Source organism: Fibrobacter sp. UWH1 (assembly GCF_002210365.1).
Classification (GTDB): Bacteria; Fibrobacterota; Fibrobacteria; order Fibrobacterales; family Fibrobacteraceae; genus Fibrobacter.
Window position 1 is genome coordinate 72359 of sequence record NZ_MWQG01000003.1, and the last position, 15367, is coordinate 87725.

Annotated in this window: 14 protein-coding genes and 1 tRNA gene; 3 read left to right on the forward strand and 12 right to left on the reverse strand. The window is 49.4% G+C overall.

Annotated features, from left to right (window positions below; genetic code table 11):
- Positions 1-17: 17 nt before the first annotated feature.
- On the reverse strand, positions 18-1349 hold the full coding sequence (aroA, locus tag B7992_RS02305; protein WP_073159818.1) for a 3-phosphoshikimate 1-carboxyvinyltransferase: 1332 nt from the start codon (positions 1347-1349) through the stop codon (positions 18-20).
- 92 nt (positions 1350-1441) lie between these two features.
- Between aroA and B7992_RS02310 the strand changes: the two genes are divergently transcribed.
- Positions 1442-2398, forward strand: coding sequence for an acyl-[acyl-carrier-protein] thioesterase (locus tag B7992_RS02310; protein ID WP_249269379.1), 957 nt, complete (start codon positions 1442-1444; stop codon positions 2396-2398).
- Between the two features lie 353 nt (positions 2399-2751).
- On the opposite strand, the gene B7992_RS02315 is transcribed toward B7992_RS02310, so the two are convergent.
- On the reverse strand, positions 2752-3882 hold the full coding sequence (locus B7992_RS02315; RefSeq protein ID WP_254917585.1) for a ComEC/Rec2 family competence protein: 1131 nt from the start codon (positions 3880-3882) through the stop codon (positions 2752-2754).
- Positions 3883-3992: 110 nt separating this feature from the next.
- On the opposite strand from B7992_RS02315, the gene B7992_RS02320 reads away from it, so the two are divergent.
- The gene (locus B7992_RS02320) at positions 3993-4358 is read left to right on the forward strand and encodes a hypothetical protein (protein ID WP_073159815.1); all 366 of its coding nucleotides are present in this window, start codon (positions 3993-3995) and stop codon (positions 4356-4358) included.
- 104 nt (positions 4359-4462) lie between these two features.
- Positions 4463-4536 (forward strand) — tRNA-His (locus B7992_RS02325).
- Between the two features lie 236 nt (positions 4537-4772).
- On the opposite strand, the gene B7992_RS02330 is transcribed toward B7992_RS02325, so the two are convergent.
- The 10 genes from B7992_RS02330 to B7992_RS02380 form a co-directional block, all read right to left on the reverse strand.
- Positions 4773-6536, reverse strand: coding sequence for an FISUMP domain-containing protein (locus tag B7992_RS02330; RefSeq protein ID WP_088665511.1), 1764 nt, complete (start codon positions 6534-6536; stop codon positions 4773-4775).
- Positions 6537-6545: 9 nt separating this feature from the next.
- Positions 6546-7421, reverse strand: coding sequence for a TIGR02147 family protein (locus B7992_RS02335; RefSeq protein WP_088665512.1), 876 nt, complete (start codon positions 7419-7421; stop codon positions 6546-6548).
- 220 nt (positions 7422-7641) lie between these two features.
- Positions 7642-8940, reverse strand: a complete 1299-nt coding sequence (locus B7992_RS02340) for a hypothetical protein (protein WP_088665513.1) — start codon at positions 8938-8940, stop codon at positions 7642-7644.
- A 268-nt stretch (positions 8941-9208) separates the two neighbouring features.
- Positions 9209-9523 (reverse strand): hypothetical protein, encoded by a 315-nt coding sequence (locus B7992_RS02350; protein ID WP_073159805.1) that lies wholly within the window; start codon positions 9521-9523, stop codon positions 9209-9211.
- 171 nt (positions 9524-9694) lie between these two features.
- Positions 9695-9964, reverse strand: coding sequence for a hypothetical protein (locus B7992_RS02355; RefSeq protein ID WP_073159803.1), 270 nt, complete (start codon positions 9962-9964; stop codon positions 9695-9697).
- Positions 9964-10242, reverse strand: a complete 279-nt coding sequence (locus B7992_RS02360; RefSeq protein ID WP_073159801.1) for a hypothetical protein — start codon at positions 10240-10242, stop codon at positions 9964-9966. Before B7992_RS02360 ends, B7992_RS02355 begins: the two co-directional genes overlap by 1 nt.
- 158 nt (positions 10243-10400) lie before the next feature.
- A complete protein-coding gene (locus tag B7992_RS02365) occupies positions 10401-11561 on the reverse strand; it encodes a sodium ion-translocating decarboxylase subunit beta (RefSeq protein ID WP_073159799.1) in 1161 nt (386 codons plus the stop codon).
- A 24-nt stretch (positions 11562-11585) separates the two neighbouring features.
- Positions 11586-11957: an acetyl-CoA carboxylase biotin carboxyl carrier protein subunit gene (locus tag B7992_RS02370; protein WP_073159797.1), complete on the reverse strand. Its 372-nt coding sequence runs from the start codon at positions 11955-11957 to the stop codon at positions 11586-11588.
- 55 nt (positions 11958-12012) lie between these two features.
- Positions 12013-12852 (reverse strand): hypothetical protein, encoded by an 840-nt coding sequence (locus B7992_RS02375; RefSeq protein WP_073159795.1) that lies wholly within the window; start codon positions 12850-12852, stop codon positions 12013-12015.
- A 210-nt stretch (positions 12853-13062) separates the two neighbouring features.
- Positions 13063-15267 (reverse strand): histidine phosphatase family protein, encoded by a 2205-nt coding sequence (locus B7992_RS02380; RefSeq protein ID WP_176421817.1) that lies wholly within the window; start codon positions 15265-15267, stop codon positions 13063-13065.
- Positions 15268-15367 lie beyond the last annotated feature (100 nt).

A 15367-nucleotide genomic window follows, 5' to 3' on the forward strand; every position in this document is an offset into this window, starting at 1 on the left:
AATCCAAACACACCGAATTACTTAGCCAACTTCTTGAAATCCTCGAAGTACTTAGGATAAGTCTTGTTCACGCAGGCCGGGTCCATAATCTTCACCGGCACACCACCCAGGGCCACCAGGCTAAAGCACATGGCCATACGGTGGTCGTTGTAAGTTTCGATAGCTACGTTCTCGTTGAGCTTGGCCGGCGGGGTCACGGTAATGGAATCGTTGGTTTCTACCACCTGGGCGCCAACCTTGCGAAGTTCGGCAGCCATGGCGGCGATACGGTCGGTTTCCTTGACACGCCAGCTGGCAATACCGCTAATGGTCATGGGGCCGTCGGCAAACAGGGCCAGCACGGCAACGGTCATGGCGGCATCGGGAATGTCGTTCAGGTTCATATCGCAGGCATGCAACGGAGCGCCTTCGCATTCCACCCAGTCGGGGCCCATGGTAATCTTAGCACCCATCTTCTTGAGCACTTCCACAAAGGCCACGTCACCCTGGCGGCATTCGCTGCCCACGCCTAGAACGCGGCACTTGCCCTTGGCGATAGCGGCGGCGGCAAGCGGGTAGCTGGCAGAACTGGCATCGCCTTCCACCATGTAGTCACCGGGGCTTACATAAACGCCCTTGGGAACGTAAAAATCAGTCAGGCCATCGTGACGCACTTCGATGCCGAAATGCTTCATCACATCCAGAGTCAACAGGATGTAGGGGGCAGAAATCAGCTGACCTTCTACATGAATGTGGAGTTCGGAACCTTCTTCGCCAATGGCGTAGGGGGCGCAAATCAGAAGGGCGGTCAAATACTGGCTAGAAATATTGCCGCGAACACTTACGGAACCGCTCTTCAGGCCGTTGGAGCGGATGCATACCGGCGGGAATCCAACCGTTTCCATGTAGGTGATGTCGGCGCCAAGGCTGCCCAGGGCATCCACCAGGTCGCGGATGGGGCGTTCCTTCATGCGCTGCTCACCACTCAGGTGGAATTCGCCCTTGCCCAAGGTAAGGGCCGCACAGAGGGAGCGCATGGCGGTACCGGCATTACCCAAATAAAGGTCTGCCACATAATCGCCATCTACATTTTCGGGGGCATCCATAGGACCACCGTTGCCCACCACAGTGGCTTCGGTATAGTCGTCGGACATTTCGATCTTGATGCCAAGTTCCTTGAGGGCCTCGCCCATGTAGCGGGTATCATCGCTGCGCAAAAGGTTATGCAGCTTTGTGGTTCCGCGGGCCAATGCCGAAATAAGGAAAACACGGTTTGTAATACTCTTGGATCCGGGGACTCGAACTTCACCATTGTAAGAACTGAGTGCCGGCAACTGTAACGAACTGGGACGAGAAAATGCTTCTACCATGGGCACAAATTTATAAATTGTGAAGGAATTTTTCTGTGATGTTGCAAGCATTTAAGGGTCTAACGAGAGCGACGTCACACTGCGAGGATTTAATGATTTTTGAAAAGCTATTTGGTAAAAAAAAGCAGGCCGGTACCGCAAACACAGCAGATGGTGCCGTCGAAGTCGCAGGTACCGCCGCGAAAAAATCCCAGGGGTTTGACGCCTCGTCCATCGCCGTAACCCCCATCAGCCCGGAGCTCATGGCAAACGCCACCCGCACCGCCCCAAACTCCGACGAAGACGACACCGACGAAATCACCGAGCTGAAATTTACCGTACGCTTTTCGGACTGCGATGAACACAATCGCCTCAAGCTTTCTAGGCTGTTTCAGTTTACTGAAGAAGCCGCCTTGTCAGATGCCGAACGCAAGGGCTATGGCTTATGGAACATGATGAAGGCAGGCTACGGCTGCGTCGTGACCCGCATGAAGTTGCGCCTGAACCACACTCCCGTTTTAGGCGAAGAACTGCTGGTCAGCACCTGGGCCAAGGAGAACTACAAGGACAAAGTAATTTACAAGGATTACAGGGTCTGCGATGGCCGCGGCAACATCCTGGTCGAAGGCACCTCCTCCTGGCTGCTGGTGGACTTGAAAACCGGCAAGGCAGTCCCCCCATCTACCAGCCCCTTCCCCCTGCCCATCGAAGAAGGCCGCGAAGCTCTGCCCTCCAAGCTGGACATCCTTTCTATGGGATTGTTCCCCAAGGTTGTGGACCAGGTTCAGGGCCGCAACACCGACCTGGACATCAACCATCACGTCAACCACTGCCGTTATGTGGACTGGGTTCTGGACGCCTTGACCCGCGAAGAAGTCAAGGACCGCGGCATCCGTTCCATCCAGATGAATTACATCCATCAGATTCCCCTTGACGAAAAGGTCGACATCGTCCGCTTCAGGGATTCCAAGCACCACGCCGTACTCTTTGGCATGAACGCCGAAGAAATGAAGAAAAACCCTCTCAAGGCCAAATGCCACTTCCAGGCCCGCGTAGGATTTTTACGATAAACGCGAAAAGGCTTTTCAAAAAGGCATTTTTTGGGGAAAGTACTAACCAAATGAAGGAAAAAGGGCTTTCGGTTAGTAAATATTTAGTTTGTTCGCAAGCAAAACAAGCAAATTGGGGATTTTTACCACCCACAAACCTCAAAAAAGGCCATATCTCCCGCAACAACGTCTAATTTCGCCACAGAAACAGTTAATTTATTCACAAAACTACTAACCAAGCGCTCGTAAAAAGGCCATTTGGTTAGTAAAATCCGAAAAAAAACACATTCTCAAGGTTGCGGGAGCGGCGGTTGCAGAGTCGTGGGAGCGGCGGTTGCAGAGTCGTGGGAGCGGCGGTTGCAGAGTCGCGGGGACTATGGTACAACGCCTACGCCAGGCACCAGCATGAAAGTAACATCGCCCTCCCGGTCGGTGCGGAAAAGATTCGTTACGTCTGCGGAGTTTGAAGTTGTCGCAGAAATTTCCGCATCCGCGGAGTCGGGGGACGTCGCGGTATCGGCCGCGGAGATTGTCGCGTCTGCGGAGGGAGTCGCGGAATTGGAGATCGCCGCGGAGCCCAGCACGTATTGCAGCTTTCGCAGGACAGGTTCCGCGGGGTGGCCGTAACTATTGCGGGCCCCCACGCTAATAACCGCATACCGAGGCGACACCCCGCTCAAAAATCGCAAGGTGGAACTGTGGACGGAACCGTGGTGCCCCACCTGCAAAAGATCCGCCGACACATCCGAGGTCACCTCCAGCAGGCGGCACTCCCCCAGCGAATCCAGATCACCCGTCAGCAGAAACGAGCCTTCGTCAGTACCGCCGGCGGACACCCCGACGTTCCCAGCAGACTCCCCGGAGCCATCATCGACAAGGCGGCCCCGCAAAACGACGCTGGCCCCGTTTTCGCCCACCTGCAGATATTCCACCGGCCAGAGCACCGTCAGCAGCACCTTGCCCAACGACACTTGATCGCCGCGGTGTAAAGTGTCTATGGGAATGCCCCGCCGGCGGGCGGAGCGCAGTACGCTGTCCACCAGAATGCCTCCCGAGGTATCCGGCCCTACCATAAGGCGCCCCACCGGAATGGCCCGGCGACCGTCCGACGAAACAGACCGCGAATTGTCCGACGAAACAGACCGCGGATAATCCGACGGACCAGACGACAAATCGCGCGACGGACCAGACGGATCTGCCAGCAGTTCCAGCAGCCCGCCCAAATGATCCCGATGATTATGACTCAGCAGAACCCAGTCTAACGAATCCACCCCGTGGTCCCTCAATTTTTCTATAAAATTTGCGGAATCCGGCCCGCTGTCATATAGGGCGTAACGCCCTCCATATTCCAGCAGCACCGAAAGCCCCTGACCCACATCCAAAAAAGTCACCCGGCCAACCTCCTCTTCAGCCCCTCCCCCAGACACGTATTGACAGCCCCAGGAAACCATGGCAAAAAACGTCAAAATTGCGCAAAACAGACCAAACCAGCCATATTTTTTCATCAACAGACCTCCAAATTAAGGAATAGCATGTACTTATACACGCACGAAAACGCAAAACGTTCATTTTTCCGCCTTTTTTTTACTATCTTTCCCCTTAAACGAGGTTTGTTATGCAATTACCCAAGTACAAAAAGAAGAAGCGCATCAAGTTGAAAGTCTGCCAGGAACCCGGCTGCGGCCGCGAATTCTGGGGTCACCCGATCGCCAAGTACTGCGAATTGCACCGCGACATCAAGCAGCGCCAGAAGCAGAAGAAGGATGTGGAAAACATCGAATCCAAGAACATCATCTTCCGCCACAACTACACCGAGTCCATGGACTTGACCTTCAAGTGCTGCCTCGACGGCTGCGGCGAGTCCTTTAGCATCCGCGTGTTCCCCAAGCAGTACATTTACCCCCGTTTCTGCGAAGAACACCGCAATGACTTTAAGCGCGCCAATTTCCAGCGCATTATGGCCAAGATGAAGAACGACTAATTTTTTTGGGGCCCGCGGGCCCAAAAAATCAGATTTTATAAAAAAAAATTAGGAGCTACCCTTGAATTTCGGGGTAGCTTTTTTATATTTGGGCCACATTCATGGTGGATGTAGCTCAATTGGTTAGAGTCCCAGATTGTGATTCTGGATGTTGTCGGTTCGAGTCCGGTCATCCACCCTTAAAAAAGAAGCGTTGCGAAAGCAGCGCTTCTTTTTATCACTCAGGGGCTTCGCCCCCGAACCCCTGGGCAATCGCGTTGCGATTGCGAACTCTGGAACAACCTCGCGAAAGCGGGGTCTTTTTTTAACAGCGGCAAAGATGCAAAACTGTTGCCAAACGAAAAATCCCGCGGATTCCTCCGCGGGACTTCTCCTAACCCGGGGCAAACAGCCCCTTCCTCCTAACCAGCAATTTTAATCAGCCTTGATGCAACGGACAGACAACAGGTTGTAATAGCCAGGGTCGAAAGCACCATAGATATCTACAGCCTGAGCGCCACGATCAATTTCTACATAATTTCCGTTCAAACCAAACTGATTATCTTCATCAGCCCCAGGAATAATTGCAAAATATTTTTCATGCTGAGCGCCATTGGGGGTGGCAGAAAAATCAACAACGTCCATCGACCTTGCAAACATAAATCCGATAGCAGATTCTTCGGCCGCAACCATAATAGGCCAAGCATCATCCTTCATCAGCTTTACATCCATGTTGTCGCCCAGGAATTCAGACAGAGCATTCCAATCCTTGACCGAAGGAATTCGCCAGCCATCGGGGCAGATCCCCTGATGATTACGCGGGTCAATTGATTCAAGAACCTTGCTGTACTGAACCTGCTGATCCATGCATGCCAGGTATGCGCCGGTACTGTCCAGACCAATCCATTCGAGGTTTCCATCCGTCATTTCCTTTTCCATACACTCTTCCAAGGAATTAAAGCGCTGAATGGTCGGCTTACCGGATTCATAAACAGCAGTTTCCATATAGCCTGTTGTATCCAAGTCCATAAGATCCAGCCAAGAATACAGACGTCCATATGAATCACAATTCTCGGGAACATCCCCAAAGCAACGAGATCCAGATACATTGTACTGTAAATCTTCGGCCATCCAGGTCACACTCTTTCCATCAATAGAGAATGTCGTTGTCATATAAGTCCGACCATCACGGGCATCCGTCATAGTCCCCACCTGGTGTTCATATTCCGGCGCAACCCAGAACCACAAGCCATCCTCACACTTCAAGCTATAGCCGAACTCCTTCACAGATCGGTCAAGGAAGCCGAAATCAAATTCATTATATCGAATAAGGCGTCCCAGGTTTTCACCTTCACAGCGTCCAAGATTTAAAAACACTGAAGCAAAATTCGACATATATTTATCTGCCAGCGACATGAAGGATTCGTCAGGACGATCTACACCCAGCCATTCCCAGAACGGATCACTGTGAAAGAATTTTGCACTCATGGCAACATCGACGAGATACTCTATGGATTGTTCTTCCGAAGGCAATTTCAATGCAAAGGTTGCAGCAACCAAGGCAGCATCAGACTTCGAGGCACCTGCGAGGTTCATCTTCCCGAAATCATCATAACCTTCTCCAAGTCCCATAGTGTCTAGAACGCTTCGCCTTGCCTGCGCCAAAGCATCTTCAACACTTGCGCCCGATGCCACAAACTTATCAGCCAAATAGTATTCCCATTCAGTTAGAATATTCACATTTGTCGCCAAGCTTTTTTTCGCATCAACAACGGCGCGGTAACTAACAGGCTCATCAAGCCAGCTCCCATTTACGGTAACTAAACCGTATCGCCAGGATTTATTATCAAGCTTCAAATCATAATTTCTTTGATCTCCCACAGTTGCACGGAAGCACTCCTCAGAAACAGCAAAAGTTGCAGAATCCAAAACGCAGAATTCAACATTATGAGCTTCAAAGGAAATGGCCTTTGTAGTGCTTCCGAAGTTTTCCAAATCCGAAATGACCATCTTAGCCATCACCTGAACAGATCCCGCCAATCGCAAAGTTCCCTGGGCGATACTTGTTTCTTCTTCGACTCCGCCGTGGCCAACCGCATCGCCACTTTCGGAGCAACCCGCCATGAAAGCGGAGCTCATAAACATCGTGGCACCGGTGAGCAAGCTTGCGCTCAGTTGTTTAATCATTCCCTTTTTCATGTTATCCTCCTAACCTTCTTTCCCAAATTTTTTCACGTCCATTTCTTTTGCACCAGCATCAATTCCAGAGACATCGTGAGTCATGGGGAACAGTTGCATATTCAATCGGTAGACTCTTTCCACAGTATCATCGCTAGTAACGATAGACGCAACCTTCTTTCTGAATTCTGCGATTTCCTTCACAATCTGATTGTAGGATTTCGTAGAGAGACCCATAGTAAGCCCAGAAAAATGGCGCTGATTCTGGGGAACATTCTCGATGGTATCCAAGGCAAGTTCACCCATTTGATGATGCAATTCACGAACAGCCAACGGAGTTATCTCCATGGGGCCCGTGGTCACGAACTGTTCCGTTTGGGTGTAGCTGCCGTCAGCGTTCTTCTTGAGAAGTCCCGACTTTGTCAAAAAGGCGAGAACCTCGGAAACCTCTGCCGCGGTAATTTTAGGCATGCAGGCCTTGGCCATTTCCAAGGGCTTTGCGCCGGGCATGGCCGGTGCCAATTCGCGGATTACAGGATTCTTCCAGTCGCTAAAGAAGCGGAAGGAATCCCCTTCTACAACCGTGGCCTTATGGACATCCGCGATGCGGAGCATTTCGTTAAAATACTCCCTTCGACTTTCGTTATCCTTGGCATGGTTCAGATTCACCAGGACCTTGAAGTAATCCACCTCCCAGTCCCTGAGCCCCATGGCTTCTGCGACTCGCTCAACGGCGGCTTCGCTCAGGTTGTACTTGCCCTCGGCAACCAGCTTCAGGTAAACCGGCGAGGAAAAACCCGCGCTCTTGGCAAAGTCGCGCCAGGTAAAGGACTTTCGTGCCTTGCGATCCGCATAGTAATCAGCGATGTACCTGCGATAATCCGTGTATTCTATGATTTTTTTCAAAGGAACCTCCTTTCCCTTGACCCCAAATTTACCTTGTTACAAAGAAAAATCAATATTTCGCAACACAGAATATCAAAATTTTTAACAAGAATTAAGAAAATTTTGTATCGTGAAAATTTCTAAGCAAAAATACGATACAGAAATAATAAAGGAGATGCCGGATCGCGCCCGACATGACAACAAAAAAGCACGGCACGACTTCTAAAGTTCAGCTTCCGTTTTATTCTTCGCAGGGGCCACTCACCCGAATACTAAAATCATAGGATTCACTGAAAAATTTTTTCCCATCCTGAATCTCTAAGACTAATTTAGCAGGCAAGATTTTGTCATTAAGTGATTTCATATTTTTGACGTTATTCGGCAAATAAAACCATTCCTTAGGTAAATAATCATCACCTTTTCTTTCAAATACCCCGTCCTTAACAGAGACATATCCTTTCCCATAATCAATCTTTGTCATAATCCTTCTTTTAACACTATCATCACAATAAATACATTTTCCTTCAGACTGAAAAGCATGTCGAGGAATGTAGTCAAGTTCCTTCTTTAACGTTAGGCTGTGACGTTTGTTATCAAAACAATACTCAGCAACAACCCTATTTTTAGCACACGGGCCAACAATAACCGCATCAAAAGATTTACGATACAAACAAGAACCCCCATTCGATTTAAATTCCCACATGCCCTTAAAGGGCTTCCAATAATACCGGACAATTGAATTCAACGCATCTTTCAAATGAAAATGCAGTCTATCACGATCAACAGGACTTATTTCCATTGCAGACATTTTTAAATTTCTACAAGAAGTATCAGATAATGATGGCGCATCAAAGGACTCAACAATACGCGCCTGAAAATCACCAGAAGAATCTGAGGGAGCATCAAGAACAAATTTAGTTTTATAAATTTCTCCCATATCAGAAGCGTATGGTTCTATAACCCCCTCTCTCACCAAGTGAAGACCATACATATCCGCAGACCTAGATTCCACACAAAATTCAAATGTTTCCGGCTCAACAGAGCACTCTCCCACTATGACAGCCATAAAATCCGAGGAGAGTTTCACTTCTGTATTGTAGAGTTCCGCAAACCACGTTCCCTTCAATTCTTTTCCATAATACGGTTTCAACGATTTTTTAGCATTTTTTAGATAATAACAAAGACAGGAAGAACCTTTGACTAGCTCTGTTTTCAAAGATTCAGTTTTTTTCTTAACATCTTTAAGCCCCCCAAAACAAGCATGAAAACCCATTCTAAGCAGAGAATCCATTCTCTCATCCTCTGGGGCATCAACAAAGTAATTGTAGTACCAGTCAGAACAACCCACTTCAACAGAATCCGGAATAATCCAGTTTGAGTCCGTAGGAATTCTAATATTTTTCAGCAAATACAATTCATACGAGTTATCAGTTCCGATTTTCGCACAAAATTCAGCAACTTGCCCGTTCTTGTTTTCGGCAATCGCATGAGAAAAGAAAAGAACGGTAAAAACCAATCCTAAACATCGAATTTTCATCATAACTTACACCTATCAATTTGCATATCGTGGTATTTTTTCACAGTATCCTGAACACTAGGATAGCTCAAATGGCCTTGGCTACCATTGTAATCAATTGCATTTTGAGCATCAAAAAGCGACTGAAGTTTCCACTCTACTTGTTTCCAAAACGTCTCTGCCGCCTTCTCTGCATAAGCTCTATTTTCATAAACAATGCAATCAGCAAGTAACGACGTGTTAAGCCAAAACAAACAAGCCAACAAAATTATCTTTTCACCACTCCAGCCCTTTACTCTACGAATTTCATGTTAGGATATTTCGCCTGAACGCATTTACGGAATTCCTTCGTGCCGGAACCATACTTCTCCTTACATTCGCTAAAATCGTAGGCACCTTTTGTAATGGGCTTAGGAGGAGCAGCATTTAAAAAACGCTCTTGCGTTTCCAACGGTCTTTGGAGATGCAATTCATTCGGACCCGTCAGGATTTGCGAATCTTGAATTCTTGAGGTTTCAGGATGGTTATGGGTCAATGCCTTACGTTCTTCATCATTGCAAGCTGCGACAAGGAACGTCATTGCAATTAGCATCGCAATTGTCTTCATATCATTCTCCTATATTCCTAACAGACAAAAAAAATAATCATTCCTGACAAATTACGCAACCTCGTTTTTTGTATATTCTTACCAACGTTCGCGGACGCGGCTTTTGATCCGTCGCAGGCGCAGCGATTTTCTTAGATGGCGGCCATTGACTGCCCATGGAGTTAGCCCCAACTAGGCTATTCCACGATTTTTTACATCCACATATTCAAGTCCCGTTTCCAATTGCAACTGGTTTACAGCATCCACAGCAATAGATTCATCCACAAGAATAAAAGACTTTTCCCTTATCTGCTGAATTTCGTCAACGAAGTCTTCATTGCAGGTCAATTCGCGATAAACGGCATGCGGTATAACAACAGTTTCAAACAACTGCTGCAACATATCCAAGCGATTGATTTTCAGGAAAGATATTAACGGAGTGGTATCGGATACAACGAGCATTACCCTTTCCTCCGCACTGCATCGTAGGCCGCCAATTCTTCGTTCAGCATATTCGCATCACCATCGATATACGGAATTCCCATATCTCCATAGAGAGCAATTAGCCTTTCCTTTGGTATTCCTAAAATTTCAGCAGCACGGCCGTGGGAAATAGTCAAATCTTTAATGTAAGGGTATAAAATCAAGGCATTACGCACCAACTCGTCACGGCACCGGTTTTCCGTGATGAAATCATGCATTGATTCCGGGACCTTGATTGCTACAGTTGTGAGTTCCATATTGACTTGTCCTTCTAATATACAAACACATATAAGTTGGAGCAAGTGGCAGAAAATGACATTGTACAAAAAAAGGAAGACCTCGGTTCATCACCGAGGTCTTCTTGGATCCTGTCTGATCCTATCGCTACGCTCCAGGATGACAGCTCCAGGATGACTTAGCTCAAGCGGCTAATCATGTAACCAGCGCAAACTGCGGTACCGATCACGCCAGCCACGTTGGGGCCCATAGCGTGCATCAGCAGGAAGTTCTGCGGATCGTACTTGGCACCTTCAACCTGAGAAACGCGGGCAGCCATGGGAACTGCAGAAACGCCTGCGGAACCAATGAGCGGGTTCACCGGATTCTTGGGAGAAAGTTTGTTCATGATCTTTGCGAGGAAGAGGCCTGCGGCAGTAGAGAAGCCGAAGGCAACCACGCCCATAGCGATGATCATGAGGGTCTGGGGGCGCAGGAAGATGTCGGCAGACATGGTGAGGCCCACAGAAGTACCAAGGAAGATGGTCACGATGTTCATGAGTTCGTTCTGACCGGTCTTGACGAGACGATCAACAACGCCAGATTCCTTGAAGATGTTACCAAGCATAAGCATGATGATCAGTGCAGATGCATCGGGCACAACCAGGATGCAGACGATCATAACCATGACGGCGAAGGCAATACGTTCGGCCTTGGAGACCTTGCGGAGAGACTTCATGCGGATCTTGCGTTCTGCATCGTTGGTCATGAGGCGCATGATGGGCGGCTGAATCAGCGGCACCAGAGCCATGTAGGTGTAAGCAGCCACGGCGATGGGGCCGATGAGGTGCTTAGCCAGCTTGTTGGCGGTAAAGATAGAGGTCGGACCGTCAGCACCACCGATAATACCGATGGAAGCTGCTTCGCCCAGAGTAAAGCCACCGAAAGCAACGGCGCAGAACATGGTTGCGAAGACGCCGAACTGAGCACCACCACCCAGGAGGAGGGTACGCGGATTTGCAATCAGCGGTCCAAAGTCAGTCATGGCACCCACGCCCAGGAAGATGATGGGCGGGAAGAGTTCCAGGTGGATACCCTGGCTGATGTAGTAATAGAGGCCTTCAGTCGGGACAAACATGCCCTCGATGCTCCAGCCACCATCATAGAATCCCTTGGTGGGGATGTTCACCGCAAGAGCGCCCAGTGCGATCGGCAAGAGCAGCAGCGGTTCGAACTTTTTCACGATTGCCAAGTACATCAGGACGAAGCTGACAATCCACATCACGATCATAGACGGCGTGATGTAGGCAAAGCCAGTGTCGCCAGCGAACTGGACAACGGAGTTAAGGATTGAACTCATTTATATGTACCTCAGTAGGCTAAATTAAGCGATGGTGAGGAGAGTCTGGCCATCAACGACGGTGTCGGTTTCCTTAACGGAAACAGAGTTCACGGTACCTGCGCAAGGAGCGACAACCGGGTTTTCCATCTTGAGAGCTTCGATGATTGCAACTTCCTGGTTAGCTTCGACCTTGTCGCCAACCTTGACCTTCAGCTTGAACACAGAACCAGCGAGGGGGCTCTTAACTTCGGTGCCACCAGCGACAGCAGGTGCAGCAGCGGGAGCAGGAGCGGCAACCGGTGCGGGAGCAGCAGCCGGAGCGGCAGCGGGAGCAACGGCAACATTGGAATCAAGAACTTCAACTTCTACATCGTAGCTCTTGCCTTCGAAACTGATACGTACGGTCTTCTTCATTTTTCTTTTTCCTGGCTTTATAGCCTGTTGAATTTTTAAAGGTTGTTCCTAGATCTTAGACAATGGTCCAAGCAGGGGAGTTAACATTCTTGTAAGCGGTGACGCGGCAGGGCTGACCCAGGACCTGAGTTGCAGCTGCGGTCATGATCACCACCAGTTCGTCGTTGGTAAGGCCCGGATGTTCTTCGAGGGCGGCAATAGCAGCGATAGACAGGAAAGCCTGGAGCTGCTTGTTGGTCATACCCGGATGAACGCTCTTGGCATTGGGATCCCAGTCGCAGTGGGCGGGGCCAATGGTACGGGGTGCAGCGGCGGCAGGGGCTGCAGCGGGAGCGGCAGCAGGAGCAGCGGCGGCGGGCTTGACTGCGGGTGCAGGTGCCTTGTCCACGTTGAGGCCAAGCTTTGCCATGATGAAGTTCATCAAGTAGCAGAGCAGGCAGAGGCCGATAATAACAGCCATCACTACGATAAGGCCAGTAGCCTGGAATTCAGCCAGCTTGCCAATAGTGAAGGTTTCCTTTTCGCCCTGGCAGACGCCTTCGACAACGTCGCCATTGCAATATTCCTTGCCCAAAGTAGCCTTGGCAATGGGGAGCACCTTTGCAGATGCATCGTCCTTAGCCTTGAGGGCGTTACGGGCGGTCACAGACTGATCGTAAGTCTTGTAGAGCACCTGGAATCCACCACCATGAGCTTCGACAATTTCGAAGACGGCGGAATCGGCACCAGGAGTCAGGTCAAGCTGAGCCTGAACCTTAGCGGCATCAGTAGGAGACATCAAGGCGATCTGCTCGTCGAAACGTCCCTTAGCCTTTGCAGCCGGTGTTGCAACTACAGCTTCTTCGGCAGCGGGAGCTACCTGGGATTCTGCAGTGATTTCTTGCGTTTCATTCATATTGGATTTTATCCATTCTTTTAGGTGAACATTTTGATAAAAATCAACGATGGAAATTTAATTAATTAGCGGAAAGCGAAAAGGTTAAAGGTTAAAGATAAGGGCAAATGAGGGGGAAATTTTTAGACTAAAAAAGCGCCCTTTTTTACCAGGCGCCCATTGATAAACATTTCTTTACATCAGACGTAAACCGTCCTATAAAATCCGGGACTAGAGCTTCATGACTCCCGATTCCAGACCGCGGACAGGAACGTAACGGACGTTGCCTGCATTGTCAAAAATGATTGCGGCACCTGCCAGGAAGTTCACCCAGTTTCGATTACCCTGCTCATCGAAGTAACGCAGGTCCACCTTCTTCTGGGAAGCGTAAACCGCAAGGGGCAAGACCATCCTGTCATGGGAAATGTAGAAGTTGACCTTCTGCAACTTGCTGCGGTTGGCCAGAATGTAATCGGACACCAGTTCCTTGGTGCGGTCTTCCAGGTCGTAGAAGTTTCCGGCAGGCACGCCCCTATAAGCCCAGCTAGACAACTCGATAATGGAGGGGTCGCCAGACTTCACATACCATTCCCCATCGAGGCCATCAAGAACATCGGGGTTAATGCTACCCTGCCCAGCCCCATCGGCAATTCCTTCGCAGGTTTCCAGGGTGCGGGTGTAACCGGAATAGGCAAAGTAAATCCTGCCGACGCCACTAAACTTGGCACCGACACTCTTAGCCTGAGCCTTGCCGTTATCGGTCAGATGCCCCTTGGAGCCAGTTTCATTGGTACGTTCTGCATGACGGAGTACAAACACCACGGACTCGCCTGCACCCAGATTGCGGTACACATCGGCCACGTCAGAGAAATCCATGATATCGTTGCTGGTAGCAACACGCCATTTTCCGGTAGAAGTTTCATAGATGTAATTTTTGTCCTTGTTGATCACACCGGGGCGAATAGCGCCATCGTACTTGGAGGTATCGGCTCCCAGCCCCACCGTATCCTTTTCGATATCGGTAGCGGCACGCCAGCGGCCCAATTCAGCATCGCAGGTAAAGCGGAGCTTGGTCTTGGTTGTATCCCTGTAATCACAGCCAAAAAGAGAGCTCTGACTTTCAGAAATATGAGACACCATTCCGTCAGTAGACGCATTGCATTCGGGGAACTTCAATTCCTTTGTCCAGAAATTGCGCAAGTGCTTTTCGAAATCGGGAACATCCCCCAGCTTCCAGCTAGCCACGTTCTTACGGATTTTTTCAAAGTCACCATTAATGTCAAGAGACATAAGCCAGTCAGCCAAATGAGCCCTGGAAGTCCAGTCGTCCCAGTTTCCGGTATTGGCGACTTTCTGGGCAATGGAATCTGCAAACAGGAGCATTTCCTGGCCAGAACCATGACGCTGCAGCATTACGGATACAGCCAAGAGAGCGGCACTGAATTCGTCTCCGTCAAACAGGTTGACTTCGTCGGAAATCTTCGAAACAGCAGAAGTGCCCGGGCCGAACATACCACCCTGGCCCTGCATAAAGAGGTCGTCATTGAACCCTTCAATCTTGATGCCGAAAGCGTAAAGCACCTTCTTTAGGGACTGTTCCTTGAGCATACGGATCGGCGTATTGAAACCACCCTGTTCCGCAAGCTTCATCACCACGACGGCATCGATATGAGTCAGGATGTTCACGTTTACGGAATCACGTTCCGTAAGGTCGGTAACGTTCCTCAGCTTAATCAATTCCGAAGACAGGCCACCAGTCAGTTCGTTTTTATAATAGCCTTCGGCCTCCACTCGAACATAGGGGGAAACCACGTCAAAGGCATCGAAGCCATAGGAACCGTCGGCAGTAACAACGCAAGTTTCATGTATACGGTCGGAATCGGCCATACGGTTCATGCTATCCAGTTCCACCACCTTCACCGAGGTACCAAAACGGAAGGGACCCTTTTCGGCGATGCCAACCACAGAAACATCCTGACGGCGGTAGACGAACTCGCCAGAAACAGTATCATAACCGAACATGGAAGACACCGTATCCAGAGGCATCCGCATGCCCGCAATCAGAGAACCGTTTTCGCAAGAAACGCCGATGTCTTCCACAACGCCAGTAACCCATTCGCCTTCATAGCAGAAATAGATTGCATTCTCGGAAGCGACCATCATCGCTTCACCCTGATTTTCCGAAGTACACTTAGGCAGGTCATCGGAATCGGAGACCACGGTGGAATCTTCTACAGGGGGATCATCGCTAATCACGGGCCCCGGAACCACTTCCCCAATGGAGCTATTGCCAGAAACTTCATTCTGGGATCCGCTACTACCATTCTGGGAATCTGCGGAATTCGGAATTTCATCATCGTTTCCGGACGGGGTAAAATTCGAGGAATCGTCGCCGCAGGCAACGAACAAAGCAGACAGAAAAATCAAAAATGCCAAACGATACATCAGGCCTAATATAAAAAAGTGAGCCCGATGTTTCCAAATCAATTTTTACTTACAATGATTACATCCGCTGTCAAAAAAACGTGCTAATTTG